This window comes from Actinosynnema sp. NPDC059335 (genome assembly GCF_042752395.1).
GTDB lineage: Bacteria > Actinomycetota > Actinomycetes > Mycobacteriales > Pseudonocardiaceae > Actinosynnema.
The window spans coordinates 1-16,360 of record NZ_JBHYXZ010000135.1; the positions used below are offsets into that span (position 1 = coordinate 1).

11 protein-coding genes and 1 pseudogene are annotated in these 16,360 nt (G+C 70.4%); 6 read left to right on the forward strand and 6 right to left on the reverse strand.

The window, feature by feature from the left end:
* The 4 genes and pseudogenes from ACFXGA_RS31235 to ACFXGA_RS31250 all read right to left on the reverse strand — a co-directional run.
* A pseudogene (locus tag ACFXGA_RS31235) lies at nucleotides 1-570 on the reverse strand (L-erythro-3,5-diaminohexanoate dehydrogenase); the annotation flags it as partial.
* A 102-nt stretch (nucleotides 571-672) separates the two neighbouring features.
* Nucleotides 673-2,217: an alpha-amylase family protein gene (locus ACFXGA_RS31240; protein WP_378094116.1), complete on the reverse strand. Its 1,545-nt coding sequence runs from the start codon at nucleotides 2,215-2,217 to the stop codon at nucleotides 673-675.
* The gene (locus ACFXGA_RS31245; RefSeq protein ID WP_378094119.1) at nucleotides 2,214-3,173 is read right to left on the reverse strand and encodes a TIGR03885 family FMN-dependent LLM class oxidoreductase; all 960 of its coding nucleotides are present in this window, start codon (nucleotides 3,171-3,173) and stop codon (nucleotides 2,214-2,216) included. Before ACFXGA_RS31245 ends, ACFXGA_RS31240 begins: the two co-directional genes overlap by 4 nt.
* A 59-nt stretch (nucleotides 3,174-3,232) precedes the next feature.
* Nucleotides 3,233-3,706 carry an FxsA family protein gene (locus ACFXGA_RS31250; RefSeq protein ID WP_378094122.1) on the reverse strand — a complete coding sequence of 158 codons (474 nt, stop codon included), beginning with the start codon at nucleotides 3,704-3,706 and terminating at the stop codon, nucleotides 3,233-3,235.
* A 108-nt stretch (nucleotides 3,707-3,814) separates the two neighbouring features.
* Between ACFXGA_RS31250 and ACFXGA_RS31255 the strand changes: the two genes are divergently transcribed.
* The 5 genes from ACFXGA_RS31255 to ACFXGA_RS31275 all read left to right on the forward strand — a co-directional run bounded on the left by ACFXGA_RS31255 (nucleotide 3,815) and on the right by ACFXGA_RS31275 (nucleotide 9,641).
* Nucleotides 3,815-5,200 carry a KamA family radical SAM protein gene (locus tag ACFXGA_RS31255; RefSeq protein ID WP_378094124.1) on the forward strand — a complete coding sequence of 462 codons (1,386 nt, stop codon included), beginning with the start codon at nucleotides 3,815-3,817 and terminating at the stop codon, nucleotides 5,198-5,200.
* 203 nt (nucleotides 5,201-5,403) lie between these two features.
* A complete protein-coding gene (locus ACFXGA_RS31260) occupies nucleotides 5,404-6,621 on the forward strand; it encodes a cytochrome P450 (RefSeq protein ID WP_378094126.1) in 1,218 nt (405 codons plus the stop codon).
* A gap of 107 nt (nucleotides 6,622-6,728) precedes the next feature.
* The gene (locus tag ACFXGA_RS31265) at nucleotides 6,729-7,568 is read left to right on the forward strand and encodes a carbohydrate kinase family protein (RefSeq protein WP_378094128.1); all 840 of its coding nucleotides are present in this window, start codon (nucleotides 6,729-6,731) and stop codon (nucleotides 7,566-7,568) included.
* A gap of 76 nt (nucleotides 7,569-7,644) precedes the next feature.
* Complete coding sequence (locus ACFXGA_RS31270; protein WP_378094130.1) at nucleotides 7,645-8,670, forward strand: LacI family DNA-binding transcriptional regulator; 1,026 nt, start codon at nucleotides 7,645-7,647, stop codon at nucleotides 8,668-8,670.
* Complete coding sequence (locus tag ACFXGA_RS31275) at nucleotides 8,667-9,641, forward strand: winged helix DNA-binding domain-containing protein (protein ID WP_378094132.1); 975 nt, start codon at nucleotides 8,667-8,669, stop codon at nucleotides 9,639-9,641. Before ACFXGA_RS31270 ends, ACFXGA_RS31275 begins: the two co-directional genes overlap by 4 nt.
* Nucleotides 9,642-9,734: 93 nt before the next feature.
* Here ACFXGA_RS31275 and ACFXGA_RS31280 read toward each other — a convergent pair whose 3' ends face one another.
* Nucleotides 9,735-10,592 (reverse strand): IS5 family transposase, encoded by an 858-nt coding sequence (locus ACFXGA_RS31280; protein WP_378094134.1) that lies wholly within the window; start codon nucleotides 10,590-10,592, stop codon nucleotides 9,735-9,737.
* Between the two features lie 272 nt (nucleotides 10,593-10,864).
* Nucleotides 10,865-13,852: a carbohydrate binding domain-containing protein gene (locus ACFXGA_RS31285; protein WP_378094136.1), complete on the reverse strand. Its 2,988-nt coding sequence runs from the start codon at nucleotides 13,850-13,852 to the stop codon at nucleotides 10,865-10,867.
* Nucleotides 13,853-14,046: 194 nt separating this feature from the next.
* Between ACFXGA_RS31285 and ACFXGA_RS31290 the strand changes: the two genes are divergently transcribed.
* Nucleotides 14,047-16,347 carry a LuxR C-terminal-related transcriptional regulator gene (locus ACFXGA_RS31290; protein WP_378094138.1) on the forward strand — a complete coding sequence of 767 codons (2,301 nt, stop codon included), beginning with the start codon at nucleotides 14,047-14,049 and terminating at the stop codon, nucleotides 16,345-16,347.
* The last annotated feature ends 13 nt before the right edge of the window (nucleotides 16,348-16,360 follow it).

A 16,360-nucleotide genomic window follows, 5' to 3' on the forward strand; every position in this document is an offset into this window, starting at 1 on the left:
CCCCGACCACCCCCGCCCCGGTCGCGCCCGCCCCCGCCCCCCCCCCCGGTGGGGGAGCGCCGGCGCGCCGCACACGTCCAGCACCGACAGCGCCAACTCCTCGGGCAGGTCGTCCGGCAGCACCGCGACCACCGACCGGCCGAACAGCACCGCGGTCCCCTCGCACGGCACCTGCTCGCCCGCGCCGTCCCACCGGGCCAGACCGTCGGTGATCCGCAACGGCGTCAACGTCAACGACACCAGCGTGGCGACCCGATCGCCGACGCGCAGCCCCAACGGCGACGCCGGACCCACCTCCCGGACCGTGCCCAGCAGCATGCCGCCCGACCCCGTGACCGGGTTCTGCATCTTGCCCCGCGCCGCGACGATGTCCAGCACCGCCCGCCGCACGCCCCCGACCCCGTGCTCCTCCCGCAACTGCCGGTAGGACGCGGCGTCGAGGTTGAGCCGCGCCACGTCCACCACGACCTCGTCCGGCCCGCACACCGGGGTGGCGTCCAGCCGCGCGGCCTGCTGCGGCAGCACCCCGGCCGGGTCGAGGACGCGATGCAGACCGTACGGCGACGTCATGTAAATCCTTCGGTCAACAGGGGCCGGAACGCGCATATCTTCACGTGAAGTGGCGACATTCCGCAAGGCACACACTGAGGACGACCGAACACCCCCGGACGACTACCCCGTCACCTGCCGGAACCACCGACACCCGTACGGACCCAACTCCACCCTCGCCGACCCGCCCTTCGCCCGCACCGACCCGTCCACCAACAGATCCGCCAACACCCCCTCCACCCCCGGCACCTCCACCGACACCTCCCGATCACCCAGGTTGTGCACCACCACCACCGTCCCACCCTCGATCTCACACCGGTGCGCGAACACCGCCGGCTCCGCCGTGTCCACCACCGAGAACTCCCCCCACGCCAACTCCGGACACTCCCGATACCGCTCCACCAATAACCGCACCCACCCCAACAACGACCCCGGATCCCGCCGCTGCCCGTCCACCGCGTCCCACCACATCGGCGTCCGCACCGCCAACCTGCCCTCCAACGACAGGTCCTCCGTCATCCCCACCTCCTCCCCGTAGAACAACACCGGCGTCCCCGGCAACGAGAACAACAGGCTGTACACCATCTTGATCCGCGCCAGATCACCCCCCAACATCGACGGCAACCGCCGACGCAACCCCCGCCCGTACAACTGCATGTCCTCCTCCGGACCGAACGCCGCGAACACCTCCCGCCGCTCCGCCTCCGTCAACTTGTCCAACGTCAACTCGTCGTGATTCCGCACGAACGTCGCCCAATGACAATCACGCGGCGGAACCGGCCGCTCCCGCAACGCGTGCGTCAACGGACTCGCCTCCCGCCGCGCCAACGACAGGAACATCTGCTGCATCCCCACGAAATCGAAACACATGTGCAACTCGTCACCCACACCGTCCGACTCCCCGAAGAACGCCATCGCCTCCGTGTACGGCAGGTTCACCTCACCCAACAACACCGCCTCACCGTTGCGACGCGACAGGAACGCCCGCAGATCCGCCAAATAGTCGTGCGGATCCGGCAACGCCTCCACCGGCGCCTCCAACAAAAAAGGCACCGCGTCCACCCGGAACCCCGACAACCCCAACTCCATCCAGAAACCCATCACCCGCGCGATCTCGTCCCGCACCGCCGGATTCGCCACGTTCAAATCCGGCTGATGCCGGTAGAACCGGTGCAGGTAATACCGCTTCGCCTTCCGGTCGTACGTCCACAACGACCTCTCCTCGCCCGGGAACACCACCCCCTCCGCCGCGTCCGCCGGCGGCTCGTCCCGCCACACGTACCAGTCGTGGAACGGACTCCCCGGATCACGCGCCGCCTGGAACCACGGATGCCGGTCCGACGTGTGGTTCACCACCAGGTCCGCGATCACCCGCATCCCCCGGTCACGCGCCGTCCGCACGAACTCCACGAAATCACCCAACGTGCCCAACCGCGGATCCACCGCGTAAAAATCCGTGATGTCATAACCGTCATCCCGCTCCGGCGTCGGGAAGAACGGCATCAACCACAAACACGTCACACCCAACCGGTGCAAGTGGTCGATCTTCTCGATCAACCCCCGAAAATCACCGCACCCGTCACCATTCGAATCATGGAACGTCTCCACATCCAGGCAGTACACCACCGCGTTCTTCCACCACAGATCCGCCGTCCGCGTCAACCTCACGACCGCACCTCCGGCAGCACCCGCTCACCGAAAACGTCCAGAAAACGCTCCTGCTCCCGCCCCACGTGATGCAGGAAAATCTCCTCGAACCCCAACTCCGCATACTCCCGGATCGTCTTCGCGTGCCACCCGAGATCCGACGACACGTTCACCACCCGCTCCACCTGCTCCACCGACACGTGCTCCGACACCACGTCGAAATGCTCCGCCGTGTCCAAATCCCAACACACCGGCGGCGGGAACACGTTGCTCCGCCACTGCTCGTGCGCCACCCCCCGGGCCTCGTCCTCCGACTCCGCCCAACTCAAGTGCACCTGCAACCGCAACGACCCCCGACCACCCGCCTCCCGGTACGCCGCCACCACCCGCGCCAACCGCTCCGGCGGCGCGTTCACCGTGACCAACCCGTCCGCCCACCCCGCACACCACCGCGCCGTCGCCTCGCTCACCGCCGCACCCACCAACAACGGCGGCTCCTCCGGCCTCGTCCACAACCGCGCCCGGTCCACCCGCACCAGACCGTCGTGACTGACCTCCTCCCCCGCCAACAACGCCCGGATCACGTCCACGCACTCGCGCAACCGCGCGTTGCGCACCTCCTTGCGCGGCCAACCCCCACCCGTGATGTGCTCGTTGCTCGCCTCACCACTGCCCAACGCCGCCCAGAACCGACCCGGGTACATCGCACCCAACGTCCCGATCGCCTGCGCCACGATCGCCGGGTGATACCGCTGACCGGGCGCGTTCACCACCCCGAACGGCAACCCGGTCGCCTCCAACGCCGCACCCAACCACGACCACGCGAACCCGCTCTGCCCCTGCCGGGCACTCCACGGCGAGAAGTGGTCCGAACTCATCGCCGCCCCGAAACCCACCTCCTCCGCCCGCCGCACCGCCGCCAACAACGCCGACGGGTGAACCTGCTCATGGGACGCGTGCACACCGATGACGGTCATGCCGTCTCACGTACCCAAGCCACCCCCGCACGACACCGCCGACCCGGCGCCGCCCGCGATCACGGCAACTCCGGCCGCTCCACCCGCGGCTCCGACCGCACGTCCACCACGTCACCCTCCACCACCACACCACCCGCCATCGGATGCCGCCCGTACCGCAGGTTCAACGCCAACACCCGCTCCCGCTCCTCCGCCCGACGCGCCATCCGCCGACTCACCAACCGCCGCGTCGGCGGGAACAACAGGAACAACCCCACCACGTCGCTCAAAAACCCCGGCACCAGGATCAACAACCCCGCCGCCGCGATCAACACCCCGTCCGCCACCTCCTGGTGCGGCGCACGCCGCACCCGCACCGCCTCCGAGAACGCCGCCAACGCCCGCACACCCTCACGACGCATCAGCACCGCACCCACCACCCCGCCCAGCACCAACAACCCCAGGGTCGGCGCCAGGCCCCACGCCCCGAACGCCGCCACCAGAGCCGTGACCTCCACGGCGAGACCGACCAGCACACCCGCGAACACCCGCATACCCCTCCCAACGAACAACCACCCCGAAACGCTCCCCGCCGAAATATTTACGCCCAACAGGCCATCTGGCAACATATCTTCACGCCACTCGACCGACAGGGAGCATGGATGACCGCGCTGCACGAGGTCGCACCCCCACCCCGGGCCGAACTCCAGCCCTACACCTACGTGCGCCGACCACTCGCCGAACCCGACTGGCGCCGACTCCCCGGCTGGCACGACGTCACCGACACCCAATGGCGCGACGCCCAATGGCAACGCGCCCACTGCATCAAGAACCCCAAGCAGCTCCGCACCCTCATGGGCGACCTGCTCACCGACCGGTTCTACGACGACCTCACCGCCGACCAGCAGCACTCGGCCACCATGTCCATGCTCGTGCCACCCCAGATGATCAACACCATGGCACCCGACGCCCCACTCGACCCCGAGGCGTTCACCGAAGCCTTCCTCGCCGACCCCGTCCGCCGCTACATGATCCCCGTCCGATCGGACCGCGACCCCCACTGGCCCAACCACCCCCACTCCTCCCGCGACTCCCTCCACGAAGCCGAGATGTGGGTCGTCGAAGGACTCACCCACCGCTACCCCACCAAAGTCCTCGCCGAACTCGTCTCCACCTGCCCCCAGTACTGCGGCCACTGCACCCGCATGGACCTCGTCGGCAACTCCACACCCCAGATCCAGAAGCACAAACTCGCGCTCAAACCCGTCGACCGCCAAGACCACATGATCGACTACCTCAAGCGCACCCCCGGCGTCCGCGACGTCGTCGTCTCCGGCGGCGACGTCGCCAACGTCCCCTGGCCCCAACTCGAGTCGTTCCTCATGCGACTCCTCGACATCGACACCGTCCGCGACATCCGCCTCGCCACCAAAGCCCTCGCCGGACTACCCCAGCACTGGCTCCAACCCAAGGTCGTCGAAGGACTCGAACGCGTCGCCCGCACCGCCGGCCGCCGCGGCGTCAACCTCGCCATCCACACCCACGTCAACCACGTGCAGTCCGTGACCCCGCTCGTCGCCGAAGCCGCCCGCACCGCCCTCGAGATCGGCGTCCGCGACGTCCGCAACCAGGGCGTGCTCATGAAGGGCGTCAACGCCACCCCCGACGACCTGCTCGACCTCTGCTTCGCGCTCCAGGGCGAGGCGAACATCCTGCCCTACTACTTCTACATGTGCGACATGATCCCCAACGCCGAGCACTGGCGCGTCGCCGTGTGGGAAGCGCAGGAACTCCAGCACGCCATCATGGGCTACCTCCCCGGCTACGCCACACCGCGCATCGTCTGCGACGTCCCCTACGTCGGCAAGCGCTGGGTCCACCAACTCCACGAGTACGACCGCGAGCTGGGCATCTCCTACTGGACCAAGAACTACCGCACCGGCATCGAGCTGGACGACCCCGAAGCCCTCGACCGCCGCTACCCCTACTACGACCCCATCTCCACCCTCGGCGAGACCGGTCGCCGCTGGTGGTCCGAACAAGCCTGACCCGTACGCGAAGGCCCCGGGCGTGCGCCGCCCGGGGCCTTCCGTGCGGTTTTGTTCCTCCGATGGTCACGTAACCACGGGTGTTGGATTCGTTTTGGTCAACACTGAAGATATCGAGAAAGTTGAGAGTCGAAGCGCGCTCGACTACGCCATTCCGCTGGCGTTCGTGGTGCCCCGCCGCGAACGCCGGACAGACTGGCCCCATGACCGATACAGCCGTTGCCGTCCAGTCCTACGACCTGTTCACCCCCGAGGTCGCGGCGGACCCGATGCCGGTGCTGCACCGCATCCGCGCCGAGAGCCCCGTCAGCCACCTCCCCCAGCTCGACGCCTACCTGCTCACCCGGCACGCCGACATCGTCGCGGCGCTCAAGGACCGCCGCCTCTCCCCCGCCAACATGGCGCAGCGGCTGGCCACGTTCACCCGGGCCGAACAGGACGAGCTGCTCCCCCTGCGCGAGTCCATGCACCTCTGGATGGGCCACACCGTCGAAGCCGACCACGTGCGGTTCCAGCAGCTGCTCAAGCGCTACTTCACCCCCGCCACCGTCAACGGCCTGCGCCCCCGCATCCGCGAGCTGACCACCGAACTGCTCGACGCCGCCGCCGAACGCGGCCGGATGGACGTCGTCGCCGACCTCGCCTACCCCTTACCCGCCAACGTGATCGCCGAGATGCTCGGCATGCCCACCGAACACCGCGAACAGCTCCAAGCCTGGTCGCGCGACATCCTCGCGATCTTCCAGCTCGCCGACTTCGAGCAGCTCCTGCGGTCCCAGCGCAGCGTCCTGGAGATGGAGGACTACGTCCGCGGCCTCGTCCGGGACCGCCGCACCGACCCGCGCGACGACCTGATCAGCATGTTCGTCGGAGCCGAGCGCGAGGGCCTGGTCACCGAGGACGAGATCGTGGCCAACTGCGTGCTGCTGCTGTTCGCGGGCCACGAGACCACCGCCGGGCTCATCGCCAACGGCCTCGCCCTGCTGTTCGAGCACCCCGACGAGCTGGCCCGCCTCCAGGCCGACCCCGACCTCACCCCGGCCGCGGTCGAGGAGATGCTGCGCTGCGGCGGACCGGCCTCCCTGATCGTCCGCGAGAGCACCGAGCCGGTGCGGGTCGGCGGCGTCGACCTGCCCGCCGGCGCCCGGATCTACCTGGCGATGATGGCGGGCAACCGCGACCCCGAGGTCTTCGCCGACCCCGACCGGTTCGACATCACCCGCAGGCCCAACCGGCACACCGCGTTCGGGCTCGGCGCGTTCTACTGCCTCGGCGCTGCCCTGGCCCGGACCGAGGCCGACGAGTGCTTCCGCGCCCTGCTCCCCCGGTTCCCGGACCTGCGCCCGGCCTACGACCGGCTCGACCGCGTCGCCACCCCGCCTCTCGGCCACCGGCTGCGTTCGCTCGACGTGGAGCTGTGAGGTCTTTTTCGGTCAGCACTGAAACTATAGAGACAAGCATGACAGGACTTGCGGTCGCCCGGCTTCGCGGTTCGCCGACCCGGTGATCACCGCTCACACTGGCCGCCATGCCCAAGGTGTTCGTCGCAGGGCCGGTGTCGTGGAACCGGCTCGTGCTGCTGGACCGGCTCCCCCACCCGCGACCGCACACCACGTTCGCCCACGGCCACCGGACGGCCGTCGGCGGCACGTCGGCGGGCAAGGCGCTCAACCTCGCGTCGCTCGGCGCGGAGGTCACCCTCCGGACCGTGGTCGGCGACGACGAGGCCGGGAGGTCCGTGCTGGACGTGCTCGACCGCGCCGGCGTGGAGGTGATCGCCGAGGTGGTCGACTCCCCCACCGAGCAGCACCTCAACCTCATGGACCCGCACGGCGGCCGGGTGTCGATCTACCTCGAACTGCCCCGGCTCGCCGAGGCGCGGCACGACCGGCGCGCGGCCGCGGCGCTGGCGGCGGCCGACGCGGCGGTGGTCGACCTGGCCGACCACGCCCGTCCCCTGCTGGCCGCCGCGCGCGCCGCCGGCGTGCCCGTGTGGTGCGACCTGCACGACTACGACGGCGTGGCCGAGTTCCACCGCGACTTCCTGGACGCGGCCGACCGCGTGTTCCTCAACGACGACGGCTTCGCCGACCGCGACGCGCTCGTGGCGTTCCTCGGCGGCCTGGGCAAGCCGGCCGTGGCCACGCTCGGCGCGGACGGCGCGCTCGCGGTGGTCGACGGGCGGGTGCACCGCGTGGCCGCCGAGCCGGTCGGGGAGATCGTGGACACCAACGGCGCGGGCGACGCGTTCTTCTCCGGCTTCCTGGTCGCCCACCTCGCCGGCGCGGACGTGCCCTCCGCGATGGCCGCCGGGGCGCGCCAGGCCGCCCTCTGCCTCGGTTCAGCGGGCCTCGCGCCCGAACTGTGACGGTCAAGGACTTGCTGAAAGTCTTTGCAAGGTCTTTCCTTCGGGGGCGCGTGTCGCCACGACGGAAAGGACCGACATGGACGGCGTGACCGCCCGGTTGAGCGACATCGCCGCGCAGGCCGGGGTCAGCGAGGCGACGGTCAGCCGGGTGTTCAACGGCAAGTCGGGGGTCTCCACGGCCACCCGCCAGGCGGTGGTCGCCGCGATGGACCTGCTCGGCTACGAACGCCCACCCCGGCTGCGGCAACGCAGCGCCGGGCTCATCGGGCTCATCACGCCCGAGCTGAACAACCCCATCTTCCCCGCGCTGGCGCAGGTGGTGGAGCAGGTGCTGACCGGAGCGGGCTACACGCCCCTGCTCTGCACGCAGACACCGGGCGGCTCGACCGAGGACCAGCTGACCGAGATGCTGGTCGACCGGGGCGTGGCCGGGATCGTGTTCGTGTCCGGCCTGCACGCCGACTCCACCGCCGACATGGGCCGCTACACCAAGCTCGCCGGGCGCGGCATCCCGTTCGTCATGATCAACGGCTACACGGAGAAGGTGTCCGCGCCGTTCATGTCGACCGACGACCGCGCGGCCATGCGACTGGCCGTGTCGCACCTGGTCGAGCTGGGCCACGAACGCATCGGCCTGGCCGTCGGACCGCGCCGGTTCGTGCCGGTGCTGCGCAAGATCGAGGGCTTCGTGCAGCACATGCGCACCGCCCTGCCCTACACCGCCGAACAGGCCGAGGCGCTGGTCCAGCACTCCCTGTTCACCGTCGAGGGCGGGCAGTCCGCGGCGGCGGCCCTGCTGGACAAGGGCTGCACGGCGATCATCTGCGGCAGCGACCTGATGGCGTTCGGCGCGATCCGCGCGGCCCGGCAGCGGGGGCTGGTCGTGCCGCAGGACGTGTCCGTGGTCGGGTTCGACGACTCGCCGCTGATCGTGTTCGCCGACCCGCCCCTGACCACGCTGCGCCAGCCCGTCGAGGCGATGGGCCAGGCCGCCGTGCACGCGCTGCTGGAGGAGATCGGCGGCACGCCCGCGCCCCACGCCGAGTTCGTGTTCCTGCCCGAGCTGGTGGTGCGCGGCTCGACGGGCGCGGGGCCGAGGTGACCGCCGACCGGGCGCGGGCGCTGCGCATGCGGGCCCAGCGCCTGACGACACCCGCGCGGTCGCTGGCCGGGCTGCTGCACGACGTGCTCGCCGTCCAGGCGCAGGACCTCGCCGCCGCCGGGCTCGCCGTGCGGGCCCGCACCACCGGCCTCTCCCCCGCCGACGTGACCGCCGCGCTCGACGCGGGCGAGGTGGTGCGGACCTGCGCCATGCGCGGCGCCGTGCACCTGCTGCGCCGGGAGGACGTCGGCTGGGTGCTGGCCCTGCTCGGCCCGCTGAACGTCGCCCGGTCCCGCCGGCGGCGGCTGGAACTCGGGTTGACCGACGAGGTGTGCGCGCGGGCGGTGGACGCGCTGCGCGAGGTGCTCACCGAGCCGTTGACGAAGCCGCAGGTCGTGGCGCGGCTCGGTGAGGTCGGGGTGGTGCTCGACCCGGACACCGCGGCACCCGCCTACCTGCTGGCGTACGCCGCGAACAAGGGCGTGGTGTGCGCCGGTGAGACGACCTATCGGCTGCTCGACGGGATCGACGGCCGGCCGCGCGGGGTGGCGGAGTTGGTGCGGCGGTACCTGAGGGCGCACGGGCCGGCGACGGTCGAGGACTTCGTGGTGTGGAGCGGTGTGCCGGAGGTCGAGGTCAGGGCGGCCTGGCCCGGTGAGGAGCTGGTGGAGGGCAAGCACGGGTGGCAGTTGGCGGTGTCGGACGCCGAGGAGTTGGACGGGACGGTCCGCCTGCTCGGGCCGTTCGACACGTTCCTGCTCGGGTACGCGGACCGCGGGTTGCTGCTCGATCGGGCGCACGCGCCCCTGGTGCAGACGGCGGGTGGTGCGCCGGTGCCGCATGTCGTGGTGGACGGGCAGGTGCGTGGGGTGTGGCGGCGGAGGGAGGGGCGGGTGGTGGTGGAGCAGTTCGGGCACATCCCGGTGTCGCAGCTCGATGTGGAGGTGGAGTCGGTGTTGGCGTGGGGGTGAGGGGGTGGGGTTCGGGGGTGTGGGGTTCGGGGGTTGGGGGGTGTGGGTGCGGTCCGGCTCGATTTGACATGGGGCCCTTAGAGGGCATCTGATCTACTTTTGGGCGGGTGTGTCCGCTTTGCGTAGATCGTTTCGCCAGGTTTGGGTGGATTCTCCGGTCAGAACGCGGCTCATTGTGTTAGCCATCGCCCAGTGGGTCATCGTGCGTGAGCGTTGCGGCAGGGTTTCGTAGTCGCGCACGAGTCGGCGATGCTGCATCAGCCAACCCAGGGTCCGTTCGACCACCCACCTCTTGGGTAGCACGTGAAATCCCTGCACGGCAATGCGTTTGACGACCTCGACGTGGATTCCCCTTCGAGCGCCGTGGCGGACGACCTCGTTGTTGTAGCCGCCGTCCGCCCAGGCGATCGACACGTCCGGTTGCGTGACGGCCAAGTGGTCCAGGAGCTGCCGACCGGCGGTCGAGTCGGAGACCGACGCCGCGGTCACGATCACCGCGAGCAGCAGGCCGAGCACGTCGGTGGCGATGTGCCGTTTGCGGCCCTTGATCTTCTTGTTCGCATCGATGCCCTGATCGGATTCGTTGACGTTGCAGGAAGTCTTCACGCTCTGCGAGTCGAGGATCGCCGCGGTCGGGGCGGCCGTGCGGCCGCTTGCGACACGAACCCGATCCCGTAACAGGTCGTGTAACGCCTCGGCGGTGCCGTCGGTCTCCCACTTGGCGTAGTAGTCGTAGACCGTCTTGTACGGCGGGAAGTCGTGCGGCAGATACGCCCATGCGATCCCGGTCCGGCACACGTACAGGATCGCGTTGACGATCTCCCGTAAGTCGTGCACCCGCGCCGCGGTTCCTGGCCCACGCCTGGCCTCCCGCCAGGCCGTCAGCACCGGTTCGATCAACGCCCACCGGGCATCGGACAGATCACTGGGGTACGCACGCCGAGAGCTCACGGTTGATCAACCCTAGAGCCGCCGGCAAACCGGACAAACCGCTCGATAACAAGATCAGATGCCCTTTAAGGCACCCGAACCCATGTCAAATCGAGCCTCGGTGGGGTGGCTGCGGGTCCGATGTGGGTGGGTCGGTGGGCGTTGTGGGTGGGGTGGTGGGTGGGGTGGTGGGTGGGGTGGTGGGCGTTGTGGGATCCGGCGGGCGGGCGGTGGGGAGAGCGCACGGCCACCCGCCGGAGGTCACATCGGGTTGGGGTCGCTTCGGGTTGGGGTCACTTCAGGTACGGGCCGTCCGTGCCGACTTTGCCTGGTGCGGGGTTGTTCGGTAGGTCGAGCACGTACACGCGGGCGTTGCCTTTGCCTGTGGGGTTCAGTGAGAGGCTGCCGGCGGTGACGACCCTCGTGTCACCGGTGACGGCGTCGCGGTAGGTGCCGTTGGGGATGCCGGTGAAGGTGGCCGCGCCGGAGATCGCGACCAGGGCGAAGCTGTCCACGGAGCCGGAGGTGTAGCGGCGTTTGAACGCCATCCCGCCGGACACGCCGTCGGTCGAGTACTGGCCCTTTTGGAGGGCGGGGACGGCGCGGCGGATTTGGTTGAGCCGCTGCACGTGCTTGACCAATGGCTTCTGCAGGGTGGTGGCGACCGCGCCGGACGCGGACGAGACCACGCCGTAGTCCGAGGCGGTCACCTGGCCCGCGATGAGGTCGCCGAAGTAGGCGCGGCCGGTGGTGGCCAGTGGGCAGGTCGGGCCGCAGTCGATCTGCTTGCCGGCCTGGAACTCGACCTCCGAGCCGTAGTAGAGCGTCGGGATGCCCCGGAACGTCCACATCAGGCTCATGTTCTCCGCCCACGCGTCGGTTCCGCCCGCGTAGCGCACGGTGGACTTGTTGGGCCCGAAGTCGTGCGAGTCCACGTAGGTCACGTTGTAGGTGGCGTCGTTGGTGGAGTCGTCGGAGTCCTTCGCGTTCCAGAACGCGTTGTTCGCGTCGCCGAAGTTCATGTGCATCCGCATGTCGATGATGTTCATGCCGGAGAACTCCGAGTGGTCCGGGGCGTGGTAGGCGTTGCCGTCGAGGAACGCGTTGCGGCTCGTCGGCTGGCCGCCGGTGCCCATCCCCTGCTCGTAGGCGTACTGCTCCAGGGCCGCGGTGGCGTCGTCGGCGCTGTAGTCGCGTCGCTCCTTCCAGGTGAAGAACTGCGCCGAGTGGTTGACCGAGCCGCGGTTCCACTTGTCGTTGACGAACGCCGCCACCTCGCCGAAGACGAAGAAGTCACGGCCCTTGTCGCCGAACTTCGCGGTGGCGTGCTGCTGGATCGCGGGCAGGAACCGGCGGTTCCAGGTGACCCGCGGGACGTGCACGGCGGTGTCGACGCGGAACCCGTCCACGCCCATGTCGATGAACCGGTTGTAGGCGTCGATCAGGTACTTCTGCACGATCGGGTTCTCGGTGTTGAAGTCGGCGAGGTCTTCGTGCAGCCAGCACGACCGCGAGTCCTCGCCCTCCCAGTTGCCGATCCAGCAGCGGTGGTAGAGCTGGGCGGGGAACATGCCCGACGTGGGGCTCGGCCACTGGCAGCTGTAGATCCGGTAGCCCTCCGGGCTGGTGTGCTGGGTCGGCTTGCCCCAGTCCACGCACGTGTTGCCGGTCGGTTCCGCGGTCGACCACAGGTCGCCGTTGTAGTAGGACTTGCCCGTGTTCGGGTCGATGGTCAGGCCGTCGTACTCGAAGCCCTGCACCGGCTGGTCGTAGTACCAGGACCACTGGTCGTCGCGGACGCCGAAGACCTTCGCCTGGAACAGGCCCTTCGCGCCCCACCGGGAGCTGTGGTTGTAGACGACGTCCTGGTAGATCTTCAGGCCCTTGGCGTGCGCCTTGTTGATGAGGTCCTGGTAGGTCGCGCCGGGCGTCTCCAGGCGCGGGTCCACTCGGTGGAAGTCCCAGCCGTGGTAGCCGTGGAAGTCGTAGTCCGAGCGGTTGAGCACCACCGGGGTGATCCAGACCGCGGAGAAGCCCAGGCCCTTGATGTAGTCGAGCTTGTCGATCAGGCCCTGGAAGTCGCCGCGGAACATGGGGTCGTTGGTGGCCGCGTTGCCCGAGCGGACGTGCAGGCTGCCGCCGCGGTTGTTGGCCGTGACGCCGTCGTTGAAGCGGGCGGTCATCACGAAGTAGATGGAGTCCTCGCGCGGGTCGCCGCCCAGCGGGGTGCCGCCCGGCGGTGCGGGCGGCGCGTCACCCGTGGTCACCGTGACGTACGCGGTGGACGCGGACTTGTTGCCCGCCGCGTCGTAGGACTTGAGCGCGTAGGAGTAGGTGGTGTTCGCGGTCAGCGGCCCGTCCGCGAAGCCGACCGCGCCGGTGTTCCGCACGACCGTGCCGAGCGCGCCGCCGGTGCGGGTGATCTCGTAGCCCGCGACGGCGACGTCGTCGGTGGACGCCTGCCAGCTCAGCGACACGGTGAGCCCGGACGCCTCGGCCCGCAGGGCGGTGGGCACGCTCGGCGCGACGGTGTCCTGCGGGGCAGGGGGTCCGCAGGGGTCGGCCGCGTTCGGCGTGACCACGCCGTCCTTGACGGTGCTGCGCCCGGTCCGCAACGCGTAGTCGGCGCCGTTGTTGTTGTCCCACTGGCCGGAGCCGTTGTTGAACGCCGCCTTCAGGCCAGTGGCCCGACCCAGGTCGACCGACGCGCGGGCCCAGTCGGGGCACACCTGCTCCATGGGCACGCCCGGAACGGCGGTCCACGTGCCGCCGGCCGGCTGGTAGTGGATCCGGGTCGCGGTCCAGTTCCGCGCCTTCGAGTGGTAGTAGACCTCCGCGTGGTTGGTCGGGTCCGGGTCGGGGCCGGGCTGCGACCCGCACGGGTCCCCGATCCCGACCACGCCGCCGGCCACCGTGACGACGCCGGTGCCGAGGCTGTAGTTGCGCCCGTTGTTGTTGTCCCACGTGCCCGAACCGTTGTTGAACACGGCGACCAGGCCGGTGGCCTCGCCCAGCGACACGGTCCGGCGGACCCAGCCCGCGCACGCGGCGGGCTCCATCCGCTCGCCCGGCACGGCCGTCCACGGGCCGTTGCGCGGTTGGTAGTGCACGTTGGCGACCGGCCAGCCCGACGGCAGCCGGTAGAAGACGGTGGTGGTGTCGGCGGTGGCCGCCGCCTCGGTGGCCTGCCGCTCGACGGCCCCGCCCGGCACGGTCCAGACCGCCCAGACCAGTCCGACGGCCGCCGACAGGGCGGTCAGGCGTCGCGATCTCGCTCGCATTCACTGCTCCCGTCACGCTTCGTTGCGCAAAGTGGTGCAATTGCTTGCAGGCTAGACCCGAGCGCTCTCCGCCGTAAACGCCTGACGAGCACGAATGCCCGGCCATCGTTGCAAGGATTTGCGGACTGGTCCCTCCGGGCGGTCCTTAGTCGATCTCATGTCGTCGGTCCGACCGGATGTCGTACGGTGTCCCGATGACCGAGCGGGCAGCGGGAGGCGGTGTGGTGCCGCGGGCGCTGAGTTCGTTCGTCGGCCGCAAGGATTTGCTGGCCGAGCTGCGCCGGCGGATGGGCGCCTCGCCGCTCATCACGCTGACCGGCGTGGGCGGCGGCGGCAAGACCCGGCTGGCGTTGGAACTGGCCGCCCAGGTGCACCGCGCCTACGACGACGGTGTGCGAGTGGTGGAGCTGGCGTCCGCGCGCGGCGGCGACCCGGAACTGCTGGCGCAGGTGGTGTTGAGCGCCGTCGGTGTGCCCGACCAGGCCACCACGACGCCGCTGGAGACGCTGGTCGACTACCTGCGGCCGCGCCAGGTGCTGCTGGTGCTGGACAACTGCGAGCACCTGGTCGAGCCGGTCGCGCACCTGGTGCGCGCGGTGCTCGGCGCGGCGCCCGGGGTGCGCGTCCTGGCCACCAGCCGGGCCCGGCTGCGCGTGCCCGGCGAGGTGCTGGTCATGGTGCCGCCGTTGGACGTGCCCGCCGAGGACGCGCCGCTGGACCTCGGCTACGAGTCCGTGGCGCTGCTGGTGGACCGGGCCGAGGCGAGCGTGCCGGGCTGGCGCGTCACCCCGGAGAACTGGCCGGACGTCGTGCGCGTGCTGCGCCGCGTCTCCGGCATCCCGCTGGCCATCGAGCAGGCCGTCGTGCGGATGCGGTCCATGCCGGTGTCCCTGCTGGCCGACCGGCTCGACGACGTGATGCGCGTGCTCACCGCCAACGACACCACCTCGGTCGAGCACCACCAGACCATGGCCGCGCTCATCGACTGGAGCCACGCCCACTGCACCACCGCCGAGCGCCTGCTGTGGGCGCGGCTGTCGGTGTTCGAGGGCGGGTTCAGCCTGACCGCCGCCGAAGCCGTGTGCGCCGGCGCGGGGCTCGACGCGGAGGAGGTCGCCGACGCGCTGGCGGGGCTGCTCGACAAGTCGATCGTCCTGCCGTCGGCCGACCGCAGCCGCTACCACCTGCTGGAACCGCTGCGGCAGCACGGCGCGGCCCGGCTGCGGGCCGCCGGCGAGGTGGACGAGGTGCGCCAACGCCACCAGGACCACTTCCGCCGCGAGGCCGCCCGGCTGGCCGAGTCGTTCGAGGGGCACAACGAGGCCGCGCTGCTGGCCGCCGTCGACGCCGACATGGCCAACCACCGCGTGGTGCTCGCCGACCTGATCCGCAACCCCGACACCGTGCACGCGGGTCTGCAGATGAGCGTGGACCTGGCCCGCACCCGCTGGTACACCTACGCCGGTCGATTACCGGAGGAACGGCTATGGCTGGGCCGCGCGCTGGCCGCCACACCGCCCACCGCGGACCCGTTGCGGGCCAGCGCCATCGCCCTCGACGCCTGGATCGCGCTGTGCCTGGGCGTGGAACGGGAACTCGTCGCGCGGCGGGTGGACGAGGCCGACGCCCTGGCCCGCGAGGTCGGCGGCCCGGTGCCCGCCGTGACGTTCGTGCGCGGCGCGTACGCCGTGCTGGCGCTCGGTGCGATCGAGGGCGTGGAACTGCTCCGCCAGGCCCACGCGGAGTTCGGCGCGCTGGGTCCCGCGTTCGCCGTCGACCACCACCTCGCCCACATCCTGCTCACCGTCTCGCTGGTCCTCCTCGGCTCCCGCGAACAGGCCGAGCCCGCCGCCGAGGAGTTCCACGCCGAGTGCCAGCGCCTCGGCGCGCAGTGGGGCATCAGCTGGGCCCACTGGTGCCGCGGCGTCGTGCAGACCCGCTGGGGCGACCCCGTCGGCGCGCTGGACGTGCTGTTGGAGGGCCTGCGGGTCCAGCGGGAGATCCGCGACAAGTGGGGACCGCTGTGGTCCATCGAGGCGCTGGGCTGGGCGCACTCCCGGGCCGGCGACGGCGTGGCCGCCGCCCGCATGCTGGGCCTGGCGCACGGGCTGCACCGGGTCACCGGCGTCCGCGTCGACGGGCTGGTGCCCTTCGCCTGGGTCACCGCCCAGGCCGTGGCCAGGGCGCGGGCCGTGCTCGGCGAGGAGGAGTACGCCCGCGCGTACTCCAGCCCGGCCGAGTCGGTGGAACAGGCGCTGGCCGTGGTGCTGGACGAGGTCCCGACCGCGGAACCGGACCGCCGGCCGGGCGGCCTGACCCCCGCCGAGTGGAACGTGGCCAAGCTCGTGGGGGACGGCCTGTCCAACCCGGAGGTCGCCACCAGGCTCGTCATCTCCCCGGCCACCGTGCACACGCACCTGACCCGCATCTACCGCAAGCTCGACATCACCAACCGGCACCAGCTGATCACCCTGCTCGCCGGCATGGCCGACTGACACCGGCACGTGG